The 14,504-nt window shown below is 66.3% G+C and carries 13 protein-coding genes; all 13 read left to right on the plus strand.

Annotated elements, in window-relative coordinates:
• The first annotated feature begins 75 nt into the window (after positions 1–75).
• The 13 genes from N2K99_RS04270 (at position 76) to N2K99_RS04330 (ending at position 14,438) form a co-directional block, all read left to right on the plus strand.
• Positions 76–1,638, plus strand: coding sequence for an ABC transporter ATP-binding protein (locus N2K99_RS04270; protein ID WP_227924228.1), 1,563 nt, complete (start codon positions 76–78; stop codon positions 1,636–1,638).
• Positions 1,635–2,984 (plus strand): ABC transporter permease, encoded by a 1,350-nt coding sequence (locus tag N2K99_RS04275; RefSeq protein ID WP_374200063.1) that lies wholly within the window; start codon positions 1,635–1,637, stop codon positions 2,982–2,984. Before N2K99_RS04270 ends, N2K99_RS04275 begins: the two co-directional genes overlap by 4 nt.
• Complete coding sequence (locus N2K99_RS04280; protein WP_227924229.1) at positions 2,981–4,270, plus strand: ABC transporter permease; 1,290 nt, start codon at positions 2,981–2,983, stop codon at positions 4,268–4,270. The genes N2K99_RS04275 and N2K99_RS04280 overlap by 4 nt, the downstream gene beginning before the upstream one ends.
• 90 nt (positions 4,271–4,360) lie before the next feature.
• Positions 4,361–4,777 carry a cytidine deaminase gene (locus tag N2K99_RS04285; RefSeq protein ID WP_227933991.1) on the plus strand — a complete coding sequence of 139 codons (417 nt, stop codon included), beginning with the start codon at positions 4,361–4,363 and terminating at the stop codon, positions 4,775–4,777.
• Positions 4,778–4,779: 2 nt separating this feature from the next.
• Entirely contained in the window at positions 4,780–6,069 is a 1,290-nt protein-coding gene (locus N2K99_RS04290; RefSeq protein ID WP_227933992.1) for a thymidine phosphorylase, read from the plus strand.
• A gap of 293 nt (positions 6,070–6,362) precedes the next feature.
• A complete protein-coding gene (locus tag N2K99_RS04295; protein ID WP_227924373.1) occupies positions 6,363–7,031 on the plus strand; it encodes a DedA family protein in 669 nt (222 codons plus the stop codon).
• Between the two features lie 19 nt (positions 7,032–7,050).
• On the plus strand, positions 7,051–8,190 hold the full coding sequence (locus tag N2K99_RS04300) for an adenosine deaminase (protein ID WP_227924232.1): 1,140 nt from the start codon (positions 7,051–7,053) through the stop codon (positions 8,188–8,190).
• A complete protein-coding gene (locus N2K99_RS04305; protein WP_308036429.1) occupies positions 8,183–8,869 on the plus strand; it encodes a MazG nucleotide pyrophosphohydrolase domain-containing protein in 687 nt (228 codons plus the stop codon). The genes N2K99_RS04300 and N2K99_RS04305 overlap by 8 nt, the downstream gene beginning before the upstream one ends.
• Positions 8,870–9,037: 168 nt before the next feature.
• Positions 9,038–10,321: a phosphopyruvate hydratase gene (gene eno / locus N2K99_RS04310; RefSeq protein ID WP_227924233.1), complete on the plus strand. Its 1,284-nt coding sequence runs from the start codon at positions 9,038–9,040 to the stop codon at positions 10,319–10,321.
• Positions 10,322–10,485: 164 nt separating this feature from the next.
• The gene (locus N2K99_RS04315; protein WP_227933993.1) at positions 10,486–11,322 is read left to right on the plus strand and encodes a septum formation initiator family protein; all 837 of its coding nucleotides are present in this window, start codon (positions 10,486–10,488) and stop codon (positions 11,320–11,322) included.
• Positions 11,323–11,386: 64 nt separating this feature from the next.
• Positions 11,387–12,052: a DUF501 domain-containing protein gene (locus N2K99_RS04320; RefSeq protein WP_227924235.1), complete on the plus strand. Its 666-nt coding sequence runs from the start codon at positions 11,387–11,389 to the stop codon at positions 12,050–12,052.
• Positions 12,049–13,026: a Ppx/GppA phosphatase family protein gene (locus N2K99_RS04325; RefSeq protein ID WP_227933994.1), complete on the plus strand. Its 978-nt coding sequence runs from the start codon at positions 12,049–12,051 to the stop codon at positions 13,024–13,026. Before N2K99_RS04320 ends, N2K99_RS04325 begins: the two co-directional genes overlap by 4 nt.
• On the plus strand, positions 13,023–14,438 hold the full coding sequence (locus N2K99_RS04330; protein WP_396127069.1) for a S8 family serine peptidase: 1,416 nt from the start codon (positions 13,023–13,025) through the stop codon (positions 14,436–14,438). Before N2K99_RS04325 ends, N2K99_RS04330 begins: the two co-directional genes overlap by 4 nt.
• Positions 14,439–14,504: the final 66 nt, after the last annotated feature.

The raw sequence follows: 14,504 nt of genomic DNA on the forward strand, positions 1-14,504 counted from the left end.
GACATGGCGGTTTGTCTGTGCCGGACAGCCCTACCTCCCACACAGCACTTTTTAGAACAGATTGGTTGGGGTTTTGTGAAACTCGAGCTTCAAGGCATCACCAAGCGATTCGGTTCGCTGGTAGCCAATGACCACATCGACCTCGTGGTCGAGCCGGGGCAGGTACATAGCCTGCTCGGCGAGAACGGCGCCGGTAAATCGACGTTGATGAATGTCCTCTACGGCCTCTACGAACCGACCGAGGGACAAATCCTCATCGACGGGCGCCCGGTAACCTTCAGCGGCCCCTCGGACGCCATGGCCGCCGGCATCGGCATGGTGCACCAGCACTTCATGCTCGTACCGGTCTTTACCGTGGCCGAAAACGTGGCCCTCGGAAACGAAAAAACCCGGTTCGCCGGCATGCTGAACCTTGACGACACCCGCCGCCGGATCCGGGAGATCTCGGACCAGTACGGGTTCGACGTCGACCCCGACGCCCTCGTGGAAGACCTGCCCGTCGGCGTCCAGCAGCGCGTGGAAATCATCAAGGCGCTGATCCGGGACGCAGAAGTCCTGATCCTCGACGAACCGACCGCCGTACTTACCCCGCGCGAAACCGATGAACTGCTGGGCATCATGCGCCAGCTCACCAGTGACGGCAAGGGCGTCGTCTTCATCTCGCACAAGCTCCGCGAGGTCAAGGCCGTATCCGATGTCATCACGGTAATCCGCCGCGGCAAGGTAGTCGGCTCCGCAGAACCCAGCGCCGGCACCACGGAACTGGCAGCACTGATGGTGGGCCGCTCGGTCAGCCTGAGCCTGGACAAGGCTCCGGCCGTCCCGGGCGAAGAGACCTTCCGGGTACAGGACCTCACGGTTGTCTCCGCGAGCGGCCAGCCAGTGGTTAACGGCCTGAGCTTCGGCATTGCCAAGGGCGAAATCCTGGCCATTGCCGGTGTGCAGGGCAACGGCCAGACCGAGCTCACCGAAGCGGTTATGGGCCTGCAGGAACACGTGACCGGCTCCATCAAGCTGGACGGACGGGAACTCGTGGGCATGAAGACCCACAAGATCATCGACGCCGGCGTCGGCTTCGTGCCCGAGGACCGCAACGTGGACGGACTGGTCGGCACCTTCTCGGTAGCCGAAAACCTGGTCCTCAACCGCTATGACGAGCCGCCGTTTGCGCGCGGCCTTTCGATGAAGCCTGCAGTGGTCGGCGCCAACGCCGAGGAAAAGATCACCGAGTTCGATATCCGTACCCAGACTGCGGCCACCCCGGCGGGCACACTGTCCGGCGGTAACCAGCAGAAGGTGGTTATGGCCAGGGAACTGTCCCGGCCGCTCTCACTGTTCATCGCCAGCCAGCCCACCCGCGGGGTGGACGTTGGCTCAATCGAATTCCTGCACCGGCGCATCATCGCCGAACGGGAAGCCGGCACGCCGGTGATGATCGTGTCCACCGAACTGGACGAGGTCCTGGAACTCGGTGACCGTATTGCCGTGCTGTACGGCGGCCGCCTGATGGGCATTGTGCCCGGCGGCACATCGCGGAATGTGCTGGGCCTGATGATGGCCGGCATGACCGCCGACGAGGCGCTGGCCCGCGAGGCCGCGCCCGAGGAAACACCAATTATTGAGGGAGGGGCGCAGTGAGCCCGGAAAAGTCCACCACTGGTGGGCCAGCACCAGACCGCAAGACTTCGGCTGCCGACGAGGCACGCCTCGAAGTAGCTGCGGAGACCGCCGGAGGGCAGCTGGCGCCGCCCGCCGCCGCCGTCGGCAGCACCATCACGCCGGAGCCGGACGCCAAGCGCGGCGTCCTCGAGCGGATCGTGACCGGAAACGGGCTGGTATCCGTCCTCGCCGTCCTGATGGCCCTGGTTGTGGGCGGGGTGCTGATCGCCCTGACCAATGAGGAAGCCACTGAGGCAGCCGGCTACCTGTTCAGCCGTCCCGGCGATTTCTTCGCCGCAGCCTGGGACGCGGCGGCCGGAGCGTACTACTCGCTCTTCCAGGGGTCGATCATCAATCTGGAGGCTGAGACCTTCACCCGTGCGATCTACCCCCTCACCCAGACGCTGACCACCGCCACCCCGCTGATCTGCGCCGGCCTTGGCGTGGCGCTGGCGTTCCGTGCCGGCCTGTTCAACATCGGTGCGCAGGGCCAGATCATCATCGGTGCCGCACTGGCGGCGTGGGTCGGGTTCACCTGGCAGCTGCCCGCAGGGCTGCACATCCTCCTGGTGATCATCGCCGGCCTGCTCGGCGGAGCCATCTGGGGCGGCATTGCCGGTCTGTTGAAGGCCCGCACGGGTGCCCACGAGGTGATCGTGACGATCATGCTCAACTATGTGGCCATCCAACTGGTCGCGTTCCTGCTCACCACTCCCGGTTTCCAGCGAGAGGGCAGCAACAACCCGATCAGCCCGCTGCTGGCTGACAGTGCCATGTTCCCCAAGCTGTTCGGCGCGGACTTCCGCCTGCACTGGGGCTTCATCCTGGCGATCGCAGCCACGGTCTTCGTGTGGTGGCTGCTCAATCGCTCCACCATCGGGTTCGAACTGCGTGCCGTGGGTGCCAACCCCGACGCCGCCCGGAACGCCGGCATCAGCACCACGAAGGGCTACGTGGTGGTTATGCTCATCGCCGGCGCCCTGTCCGGCCTCGCCGGCGTGTCCCAGGTCTCCGGAACCGAGCGTGTGCTGACCACCGACGTGGCTGCCAGCTTCGGCTTTGATGCCATCACGGTGGCGCTGCTGGGCCGTTCGACGCCGTGGGGAACCTTCGCTGCCGGCCTGCTCTTCGGCGCCTTCCGCGCCGGAGGTGTCGCCATGCAGACCAACACCGGTACCAGCATCGACATTGTCCTGGTGGTCCAGTCCCTGATCGTGCTGTTCATCGCGGCCCCGCCGCTGGTGCGTTCGCTGTTCAGGATCCCGCCGCCCGGAGCCTTCCGCTCCACCCGCAAGCCCGCCGCAGCCGCCGGAGGAGCAGCATGAGCACCGCAACCACCACCACCGCCGCGCCAAACCCGGCGCCGGCCGCACTCGTGCGCAGCTGGAAGACACCCATCCTGCTGGGCGTGCTCGCCCTGCTGTCCCTGGTGTTCTTCGCCCTCGGGGCTCCGGCCACCGATGTCACCTTCCGACTGACCGACCCCGGGGCAGCCATTACGCTGCCGGACCTGGTGTTCTCCGCCAAGGCCTTCGGCTGGGCAGGCGCAATCGTGCTCGTCCTGGCCGCTGCCTGGGCCTTTGTCCTCGTCCGGTCGGGGCGGCGCCTGCCGCTCTGGCTCCCGGTTATTTTCGGCGTCGTATTCGTGGCGGCGTTCCTCTCCTGGTCCGTCGGCAGTGCAGGCACGCCCAACATTGCCCTCTACGGACTCCTGGCCGGCAGCATCACCCTGGCCGTGCCGCTGATCTTCGGTTCGCTTTCGGGTGTCCTGTGTGAACGCGTCGGCGTGGTCAACATCGCCATCGAGGGCCAGCTCCTCTTCGGCGCCTTTGCCGCCGCAGTGGCCGGCACCGTATCCGGCAGTGCCTTCGTCGGTTTGCTGGCAGCAGCCGTTGCCGGTGTGCTCGTCTCCCTGGTGCTGGCAGTCTTCAGCATCAAGTACGTGGTCAACCAGGTCATCGTGGGCGTTGTGCTGAACGTGCTGGTGTCCGGCCTCACCGGTTTCCTCTTCTCCACCGTGCTCAGCGCGAACCCGTCGGAATTGAACTCGGCGCCGCGCCTGCCGAACATCCGGATCCCGTTCCTGGCCGACATTCCGATCATCGGACCGATCCTGTTCGATCAGTCGCTGATCGGCTACTTGATGTACTTCGCTGTTGCCGCAGTCTACTTCGGGCTGTTCCACACCCGTTGGGGCCTGCGTACCCGTGCGGTGGGAGAACACCCCAAGGCGGCCGACACCCTGGGCGTCAACGTCAACCGGACCCGGTTCACCAACGTGCTGCTCGCCGGCGCGGTGGCCGGCGTCGGCGGCTCGTTCTTCACCCTCGTATCGGTCTCCAGCTTCGGCCAGGACATGACCGGCGGCCAGGGCTACATTGCCCTCGCGGCCCTCATCCTGGGCCGTTGGAACCCGCTCGGCGCCGCAGCCGCGGCCCTGCTGTTCGGCTTTGCCACGAACCTGCAGTACGTCCTGGGCCTGCTGGGCACCCCGGTGCCCAGCCAGTTCCTGTCGATGCTGCCCTACGTCGTGACGATCTTCGCGGTGGCCGGCGTCGTGGGCAGGTCCCGTGGACCGGCTGCCAGCGGCGTGCCCTACATCAAGGGATAGCTCTCAGGGGGACCTGCTGCCGGGAAACCGGCGGCAGGTCCCTCTTGGTTTCCGGTCCGACCGGACCGGAAACCCAATTGGAAGGAAGACATGACACAGACGACCCCCGGCCAGGTGGACTGGGACCAGCTCCTGGAAGCCGCACGCGCGGCCCTGGCCCACGCCTACGTGCCCTACTCGAAGTATCCGGTAGGTGCCGCAGCGCTTACCGACGACGGCCGGGTTGTTTCCGGCTGCAACATCGAAAACGCCTCCTACGGGCTGACTCTGTGTGCAGAATGTTCGATGATCAGCCAGCTGCGCATGACCGGAGGCGGCCGCTTAGCCGCCTTCGCCTGCGTGGACGGATCCGGCAATGTCCTGATGCCGTGTGGCCGCTGCCGGCAGTTGCTCTACGAATTCCGGGCACCGGGCATGCAGTTGATGACAGTAAGCGGCATCAGAAGCATGGACGAAGTCCTGCCGGATGCTTTTGGACCGCAGCACCTCGAAGGGCAGGACAAATAAACATGAGCGCTGAAAAGTTCGACGCCGTAGACATCATCGGGATCAAGCGGGACCGGGGCACCTTGACCCCGGAACAGATTGACTGGACCATCGACGCGTACACCCGCGGAGCGATTGCGGATGAACAGATGGCCGCACTCAACATGGCAATCCTGCTCAACGGCATGAGCCGCGCGGAAATCTCCCGATGGACCACCGCCATGATCAATTCGGGGGAGCGGATGGACTTCTCCTCCCTCGGGAAACCCACTTCGGACAAGCACTCCACCGGCGGTGTGGGGGACAAGATCACGCTTCCGCTGGCACCCCTGGTGGCCGTTTTCGGTGTTGCCGTCCCGCAGCTCTCCGGCCGCGGGCTGGGCCACACCGGAGGCACCCTGGACAAGCTCGAAGCCATCCCCGGCTGGCAGGCCGCACTGACCAATGACGCCCTGATGGCCCAGCTGCGCGACGTCGGCGCGGTCATCTGTGCAGCCGGTGCCGGATTGGCTCCGGCCGACAAGAAGCTGTACTCGCTGCGCGACGTTACGGGAACCGTGGAAGCCATCCCGCTGATCGCTTCCTCGATCATGAGCAAGAAGATCGCCGAAGGCACCGGTTCGCTGGTGCTTGACGTCAAGGTCGGAAGCGGCGCGTTCATGAAGAACGAGGCCCGCGCCCGCGAACTGGCCGAGACTATGGTGGCCCTGGGCAAGGACGCCGGCGTGAACACGGTGGCCCTGCTGACCGACATGTCCACACCGCTGGGCCTGACAGCCGGCAACGCCATCGAGGTGCAGGAATCCGTGGACGTCCTTGCCGGCGGCGGACCCGAGGACGTCGTGGAACTCACCCTGGCCCTCGCCCGGGAGATGCTCACGGCCGCCGGGCAGCCCGATGCCGACCCGGAAGCAGCACTGAAGGACGGCCGCGCAATGGACGTCTGGCGCCGGATGATCTCCGCGCAGGGCGGCGATCCGGATGCTGCGCTTCCCGTGGCCCGCGAATCCGAAACCATCTACGCGCCCGCAGACGGCGTACTGGTGGAACTCGATGCCCTCTCCGTAGGCGTTGCAGCTTGGCGCCTTGGTGCCGGCCGTGCCCGCAAGGAAGACGCGGTCCAGGCCGGAGCCGGCGTCGTAATGCATGCCAAGCCGGGCGCCACCGTCCGGGCCGGTGAGCCGCTGATGACGCTGCTGACCGACACCCCCGAAAAGTTCGACCGGGCCCGCGAGGCACTGACCGACGCCGTCGTCATTGCTCCCGAGGGGTCGCGTCCGGCCCGGAAGCTGATCATCGACCGGATCAGCTAGGGGATTCGGGGTTCGGGGCGGCGGCGCCCTCCAGACTCCGGCGCCCTCCAGACTCCGGCGCCCTACGGGCCCCGGAACGGCGGCAACGAAATTTCCGTGCTCGCAGAGCTCGCAGGAAATATTAAAGCCGCCTTCCTCCGGGGCCCTCCGGGGCCCTCCGGGAGTCGGGGTCGGCGTGGGTGCGCCTCGCCGGGAGGGGGCGCCGCAGGCATTGGTATCTGCGTGGCATGCTTGTAAGGGACCTAGGTAGCTAACTCAAGGAGCGGCAGCTGTTGGACGTTCTCAGTGCCACAGTGGACGGCATAAACAACTTCATCCTCTCCACAGCGGGTTCGCCGTGGGTCTACATCGGGCTCCTGGCCTGCTGCCTGATCGACGGCTTCTTCCCGCCGGTGCCCAGCGAGTCCCTGGTAGTCGCACTGGCATCGCTTGCGCTGAGCGGCGCCGGCGTGAATATCTGGCTGATCATTCCCGCAGCGGCCCTGGGCGCCTTCCTGGGCGACAACCTCGCTTATCTGCTGGGCCGCTGGATCGGAACCGAAAGGTTCCGCTGGATGCGCACGCCGAAGATGCGCCGTTCCTTCACGTGGGCGCGCCATGAACTCGACAAACGCTCCATGTCGCTGATCCTGGTGGCCCGGTTCATCCCGGTTGGCCGGGTGGTAGTAAACCTCACCGCCGGCGCGACAGGGTTCCCGCGACGCCGGTTCATCTCCCTGACCGCGATCTCCGGGATTGTCTGGGCTGCCTACAGCGTGGCTATCGGCGCGATAGCCGGTGCCTGGTTCAACGAGCACCACCTGCTCGGTGTGGTGGTGGGTGTCACCGGTGCCCTTGTCCTGGGCCTGATCATCGACCGCATCATCACCATGGTCCGGGGCTCCGCAGCGGGGACGGCACACGCGGCAGCGGACGACATGCCGAACGCCGATGACGACGAGAGCACGCAGAAGGCCGCCTGAAACACCGTAGAGTTGCCGTGTGACTGAGCCTACAAACCTCCCCGAATCCTCTTCCCTCAACGTGCGCAGCCTGCCGAAGGTATCGCTGCACGATCACCTTGACGGAGGCCTCCGTCCGGCCACCATCATTGAGCTGGCCGCCGCCGTCGGCCATACCCTGCCGAGCACCGACCCCGCCGCGCTGGGGGAGTGGTTCCGCGATTCGGCGGACTCCGGATCCTTGGAGCGCTACCTCGAAACCTTCGACCACACCATCGCCGTCATGCAGACGCGCGAGGGCCTGGTGCGGGTGGCCCGCGAATTCGTCGAAGACCTCGCAGCTGACGGAGTGGTCTATGCGGAGGTCCGCTGGGCGCCGGAACAGCATGTGCAGGCAGGGTTGAGCCTGGACGAAGCCGTCGAAGCGGTGCAGGCCGGCATCGAAGAAGGCGTTGCGAACGCGGAAGCCGCCGGAAGGTTCATCCAGGTGGGCCAGCTGATCACCGCCATGCGGCACGCGGACCGTGCCATGGAAATCGCCGAGCTGGCCGTGCGGCACCGCGACTCCGGCGCCGTGGGCTTCGATATCGCCGGTCCGGAAGACGGCTTCCCGGCTTCGCGGTTTAAGGACGCCTTCACCTACCTGGCCGAAAACCAGTTCCCGGCCACGGTCCACGCCGGAGAAGCAGCCGGAATCGAGAGCATCGTGGATGCCCTGGTACACGGCCGGGCGCTGCGGCTCGGTCACGGCGTGCGGATTGCCGAGGATATCGACGTCGAGTTCGAGGACAACGGCACGCCGGACGAACCCGAAGTGGGCATCGTGAGCATGGGCCGGGTGGCGAACTGGGTCCGCGACCGCGGTATCGCCCTGGAGGTGTGCCCGTCCTCGAACCTGCAGACCGGTGCCGTTGCCTCCTTCGGCGAGGACATCGAGACCCACCCGATCGACCTGCTCTACCAGACGGGCTTCGCCGTCACCGTCAACACGGACAACCGGCTGATGAGCTCGGTGACGCTCACCGGCGAGTTCGAGCTCCTGATGGACACCTTCGACTACGACCTCGACGATGTCCTGGAACTGACGATGAACGCCGTCAACGCGGCGTTCCTGCCGCTGGACGAGCGTGCAGCGCTTTCGGCCTACGTCACCGAGGGGTTCAACCGCGCCCGTGGCTGAAATCCCCCTTCCCGATGGCCTCGGTGAGCGGTTCACCCGCCTCGCCGAGGTCATCGGTGCCCTCCGGGAACGTTGTCCCTGGACCGGGGCATTGACCCACGAATCCCTGCTCGAGTACCTCGTGGAGGAAACGTACGAGCTCGTTGAAGCGGTGGAGGGCGGAACGTCCGGTCCCGTGCGCGCTGCGGAACTGCGCGGCGAACTCGGCGACGTGCTGCTGCAGGTGATGCTGCATGCCCGCCTGCAGCAGGAATCCGGCAGCTTCTCCGTCGCGGACGTGATCGATTCCCTTACTGCCAAGATGATCCGCCGCAACCCGCATGTCTTCCGTCCCGACGGCAGTCTCCGGGAAGAGCGCGATGACTCCGGTATTGCGGCAATTGAACAGGCATGGGACGAGGCGAAGAAGGCCGAGACGCCCTCCCGGACTTCGCCGTTCGAAGGAATTCCAGCAGGCCTGCCCGCACTCCTCCTGGCCGCCAAGACCCTTTCGAGGGCCCGCCGTGCCGGACACCCGGATCCACCGGCGCCGGCCTCCAACGCGGAGTTTTCCGACGAAAACGAGCTTGGCGATGTCCTGTTTTCGCTGGTCCGCCGCGCCTCGGAGCAGGGACTTGACGCCGAGGCGGCCCTGCGGGCGGCGGTCCGCCGGTACGTAGCGGAAGACACAGGCGCCTGATTCCGCGGCGCCGGCCTGCGGGAAGAGATCCTCGATATCCGTGATTCAGCTCACCGGGCCTTACTCGGAGCCGTGATTCTATTAGGCTAAGAGGCAGACACCGGAACCTGCCGGCCAGGCAGGTCTGCGGTTTTCTCCCCATTCGTTCCAATGAACAGGAGCAATTCAATGGCCATCATCGATGCCATCCATGCCCGCGAGATTCTTGATTCCCGCGGCAACCCCACCATCGAGGTGGAGGTGCTGCTCGACGACGACACCTTCGGCCGCGCGGCTGTTCCCTCCGGCGCCTCCACCGGCGCTTTCGAAGCCAACGAACGCCGTGACGGTGAGAAGAACCGCTACCAGGGCAAGGGCGTACTGCAGGCCGTTGAAGCCGTGATCGAACAGATCCAGCCGGCATTGCTCGGGTTCGACGCCGCCGACCAGCGTGCCATCGACCAGGCCATGATTGACCTGGACGGCACCGAGAACAAGTCCGGCCTGGGCGCCAACGCCATCCTCGGCGTCTCCCTCGCCGTCGCCCGTGCCGCCGCCGAATCCGCTGCACTGCCGCTGTACCGCTACCTCGGCGGTCCCAACGCGCACATCCTGCCCGTGCCGCTCATGAACATCCTGAACGGCGGTTCGCACGCCGATTCCGACGTCGACATCCAGGAATTCATGATTGTTCCCCTGGGCGCCCAGACCTACTCCGAGGGACTGCGCTGGGGCGTTGAGGTCTACCACAACCTCAAGTCCGTGCTGAAGGAAAAGAACCTCTCCACCGGTCTCGGCGACGAGGGCGGCTTCGCTCCGAACCTGCCCTCCAACCGTGCAGCCCTGGACCTGATCATCGAAGCCATCGAGCGGGCCGGCTACGTACCGGGCAACGACATCGCCCTGGCCCTGGACGTGGCAGCCTCCGAATTCTTCAAGGACGGCTCGTACGTCTTCGAGGGGCAGAACCGGTCCGCAGCCGAAATGTCCGCGTACTACGAGGAACTGGTCCGCGACTACCCGCTGGTCTCCATCGAGGACCCGCTGGACGAAGAAGACTGGGACGGCTGGAAGACCCTGACCGCGTCCGTCGGCGACAAGGTGCAGATTGTGGGCGATGACCTCTTCGTCACCAACCCCACCCGCCTGGAAACCGGTATCAAGAACAACGCCGCGAACTCGCTGCTGGTGAAGGTCAACCAGATCGGCACCCTGACCGAAACCCTGGATGCCATCACCATGGCCCAGCGCGCCGGCTACACCACCATCACGTCCCACCGCTCGGGTGAGACCGAAGACACCACGATCGCCGACATCTGCGTTGCCACCAACGCCGGCCAGATCAAGACCGGTGCTCCGGCCCGTTCCGAGCGCGTGGCCAAGTACAACCAGCTGCTGCGCATCGAAGAGGAGCTGGACGACGCCGCACGCTACGCAGGGCGCAGCGCCTTCCCGCGCTTCAACGCCAAGTAGCCGTACCGCCGCAGCGGATGCCGGCCCGATTCCGGGACGGTAGGCGTTGCGGAACAGGCTCCAAACACCGCGGGTGGGTAACCTCATAGGAGGGAACCCGCCCGCGGTTGTTTTTTGCCGCCTGCCCCGCCCTTTTTGACAGCACCGATTTAGACAGGAAGCGCATGCCAACCCGACGCCCCAAGGTGCCCCGGCCCGCGGCCCCAGCGAACCCGGACAGGGTAAAAGCCAGCGGAGGCAACGCGTCGAAACCGGTGACGGCGAAGCCGGCCGCCTCGAAGGCTGCGGCCCCCAGGGCTGCCGCCTCGAAGGCTGCGGCTAAGCAGCCGGCTGCCCCCAAGGCTGCGGTCAAGAAACCATCGGCCCCGAAGGCTGCCGCCCCGAAGACTGCAGCAGCCCCGAAGGCTGCCGCAAAGCAGCCGGCACCCCGGAAAACCGAAGCTTCGAAGGCCGGCGCCCGGCCGGGGAACCAGCGCTTCGGGAAGTTGTCGGCATCGGACGCCCGCGCAGCAGTGCGCTCCCAGCTTTCCGGCGCGATCCGCCGCAAGTCCGATCCTGCACCCGAAGCCAAAGCCCCCGCAGCTGTGCCGGAGGTGGAAGAGCCCGATGAGCTGCGTCCCGTACCAGCTAAGGCGTTCTCCGGACGGTTGCTGGTCCTGGCAATGGTGATGGTGGCCATCACCGTCCTGCTCGCACCGTCGGTACGGACGTACCTCCAGCAGCGCTCGGAGATCGCCGTGATGAAGTCGGAGATTGCCGAGGCTCAAGCAACACAGGCCGAATTGGAAGTCCAGCTTGGCCGCTGGGAAGACCCTGCCTACATCAAGCAGCAGGCGCGGGACCGAATTTTCCTGGTGATGCCGGGGGAGAAACGGTACCTGGTCAAGGGCGAAAACGGTGTGGAACAAGCAGAGGAGCTTGCTGCCGAAGAGGAGCCCGAAGACCTGCAGTGGGTCGATTCGCTGTGGGACTCGGTCAAGAAATCCGCCACGGCACAGTAATCTGGAGGCTGATAGAAGAAGCAGCCCGGGGCCCTCGCCGGCCCCCACGGAAGGAACCTCCTGCATGACCCAGGACCAGCTCGCCCCCACCCAGGAAGACCTGGAAACCCTGAGCCGGCAGCTTGGCCGCCCGGTGCGCGACGTCGTCGAAATCGGCGCACGCTGCGTGTGTGGCAACCCTCTGGTAGCCACCACGGCCCCCCGGCTGAGCAACGGCATCCCGTTCCCCACCACCTATTACCTGACGCATCCGGTCATCACGGCTGCCGTATCCCGGCTGGAAGCCGCCGGCCTGATGACCGATATGAGCCGCCGGCTGGAGGAAGACCCGGAGCTGGCGCAGCGGTACCGCAGCGCCCATGAACACTACCTCCGGGTCCGTGACGAGATCGGGGAGCGCACCGGCACCGGCCCGGTACCGGAAATCGACGGTGTCTCCGCCGGCGGGATGCCCAACCGCGTGAAGTGCCTGCACGTGCTGGTGGGCCACTCCCTGGCCGCCGGCCCCGGTGTGAATCCGCTGGGCGACGAAGCGCTGGCCGCTATTGAACAATGGTGGACAACCGACCGCTGCTACTGCGAAGGTGCTTGGGACACTGCGGCTCCCGCTCCGGCGCGTGACCTTAGCCGCCACACGAAGACGCAGGGCCTCAGCCCGGAAGAGCTCGAGAGCAAGAAGGCTGCACGCCGGCAGGCAACGGATGCCGCAATGAACGAGGGGGAACTGTGACAGGCCAGGAAGATCGCCGCGCGGAAAGCGTGCGGGTTGCAGCCATCGACTGCGGCACCAACTCCATCCGCCTCCTCATCGCGGACATCAGCCGGGACAACGGCGGCGCAGCCCAGCTCACCGACGTCGTACGCCTGATGCGGGTGAACCGGCTGGGACAGGGAGTGGACGCCACCGGACGGCTGGCCCCGGAAGCGCTGGAACGCACCTTTGCCGCGGCTGATGAGTATGCCGCCCTGATCCGTGAGCATGGTGCCTCCCGTATCCGGTTCGTGGCCACCTCCGCCAGCCGTGACGCCGAGAACCGGCAGGAATTCGTAGACGGAATCCGCGAACGCCTTGGCGTTGAACCCGAAGTGATCAGCGGAGACGAGGAAGCGGCGCTTTCCTTCGCCGGCGCGGCAAGCGTCTTCGCCGACGGCAACGGTGCGAAGACACTCGTGGTGGACCTGGGCGGCGGCAGTACCGAGTTCGTCCTCGGTGACGGCTCCGGCGTCCTGGCGGCGAAGAGCACCGACATGGGCTGCGTCCGCTTTACCGAACGGTACCTCCCGTCGGATCCGCCCACCGAAGCCGAAATCGCGTCCGCGCGCACCGAAATCCTGGACATGATTGCTTCCGCACTGGTCACCGTGCCGCTGGCCGAGGCCGATCGGCTGGTAGGGGTAGCCGGGACGATCACCACTGTTACTGCCGCGGCCTTGGACCTGGCGGAGTACTCTCCGGAGGCCATCCACGGGACCGAGCTGAGCCGGGAGCGGATTGACGAAACGGCCGACTTCCTGCTGCGGCAGGACCGTGCCGGGCGCGCAGCATTGCCGTACATGCATCCGGGCCGCGTGGACGTAATCGGGGCCGGAGCGCTGATCTGGCGCACCATCGTGGACCGCATCGACGAACTGACCGACGGCCGCGTGGCCACGGCATTCGCCAGCGAGCACGACATCCTTGACGGCATTGCGCTGAGCGCGTGAGGGCAACGGGAACCGCCCCCGGCCGCCGCCGGGGAGGCGCAGCACGCCTTAGGGCCGCTGCCGCAGCGCTCTGCGCAGCAGTGGCGCTGCCGCTTCTGGCACCTGCTCCGGCGCAGGCCGATGAATGGCGGGACAAACAGTATTGGCTTACCGACTACGGTGTGACCGAGGCCTGGAAGACCACCAAGGGCGCAGGCGTGAAGGTGGCCGTCATTGATACCGGCGTCGACGCAACTCACCCCGACCTTGCCGGTGCCGTCACCGGAGGGTTCGATGCATCAGGCGCGGGCGACCCGCAGGGCGCCAAGGGCCTGGGCACCACACCCGAGCACGGAACGCTGGTGGCGACCCTTCTGGCGGGCCGGGGGCACGAGAAACCCGAGGAGGACAAGGAAGCCGGCGAAGGGGACAAGAAGGAGGGCGAGGACAAGGAGAAGGACAAGCCGGCCGAGCGCCCCGACGGCATTATCGGCGTTGCCCCGGAGGCGGAGATCCTCGCCGTTTCCACCTGGATCGGCGGAACGAATCCCGGCGGAGTTCCGATTGACACGCAGATCCCTGCCGCCGTCCGCTGGGCCGTGGACAACGGCGCCAAGGTCATCAACATGTCCCTCGGCAGTTCCTCGACCGCCTGGCCCGAGAGCTGGGATGACGCGTTCCTCTACGCCGAACAGAATGACGTGGTGATTGTCGCAGCCGCCGGCAACCGCGGCGGCGGGATGGTCCAGGTGGGAGCGCCTGCCACCATTCCGGGCGTACTCACCGTCGCCGGGCTGAACCGGCAGGGCGAGGCGAGCTTCGATTCATCCTCCGAAGGCATCAGCATCGGGGTAGCCGCTCCGGCCGAAGACCTGATCGGGGGGATGCCCGGGAACACATCCCGGTATGCGAAATGGGAAGGCACCTCCGGGGCGGCGCCGCTGGTTTCCGGCGTCGCTGCACTGATCCGCGCTGCACACCCGGAAATGAGCGCGGCAGATGTGATCAACCGGATTGTCAGCACCGCGCGGGACGCCGGGGACCCCGGTACGGACACTATCTACGGTTACGGGATCCTGGACGCCAATGCCGCAGTGAACGCCGATGTTCCCCCGGTCACCAGCAACCCGCTGGGAACCATTGCCGAGTGGATCCGTGTGCACCGGCGGGTGGCGGAAGAGCCACCCGGCGCCGCGGACATTCCCGCCCCCACGGTCCCGGACCTGCCGGAGCCCGCTGTCCCGGTTGCGCAGGAGCCGGCGGCCGCGAACGGCACCCTTCCCGCCGTCGTCGTACTCGGATTCGGCGGGCTCCTGGTGGCCCTGCTGGTGGCCGGCACGGTGCATGTGACCCACGTCCGACGCCGCGGAAAGACAGCCGGCGGGACCCGGAACACCGAAGCGGGCTCCCTGGACGAGGCCGGGATCCGATAGCGAAAAGCCCTGTTCCCGGTTTGTCAAATGGTTCGTGAAGACTTTCACAAACTCAGGTAGGATTAG

Source organism: Arthrobacter sp. zg-Y1110 (assembly GCF_025244865.1).
GTDB lineage: Bacteria > Actinomycetota > Actinomycetes > Actinomycetales > Micrococcaceae > Arthrobacter_B.

Bases quoted from the DNA above. Each gene is read 5' to 3' on its own strand.
- N2K99_RS04280 (WP_227924229.1), top strand. From the start codon at position 2,981: ATGAGCACCGCAACCACCACCACCGCCGCGCCAAACCCGGCGCCGGCC.
- N2K99_RS04285 (WP_227933991.1), top strand. From the start codon at position 4,361: ATGACACAGACGACCCCCGGCCAGGTGGACTGGGACCAGCTCCTGGAA.
- N2K99_RS04290 (WP_227933992.1), top strand. From the start codon at position 4,780: ATGAGCGCTGAAAAGTTCGACGCCGTAGACATCATCGGGATCAAGCGG.
- eno (WP_227924233.1), top strand. From the start codon at position 9,038: ATGGCCATCATCGATGCCATCCATGCCCGCGAGATTCTTGATTCCCGC.
- N2K99_RS04315 (WP_227933993.1), top strand. From the start codon at position 10,486: ATGCCAACCCGACGCCCCAAGGTGCCCCGGCCCGCGGCCCCAGCGAAC.
- N2K99_RS04320 (WP_227924235.1), top strand. From the start codon at position 11,387: ATGACCCAGGACCAGCTCGCCCCCACCCAGGAAGACCTGGAAACCCTG.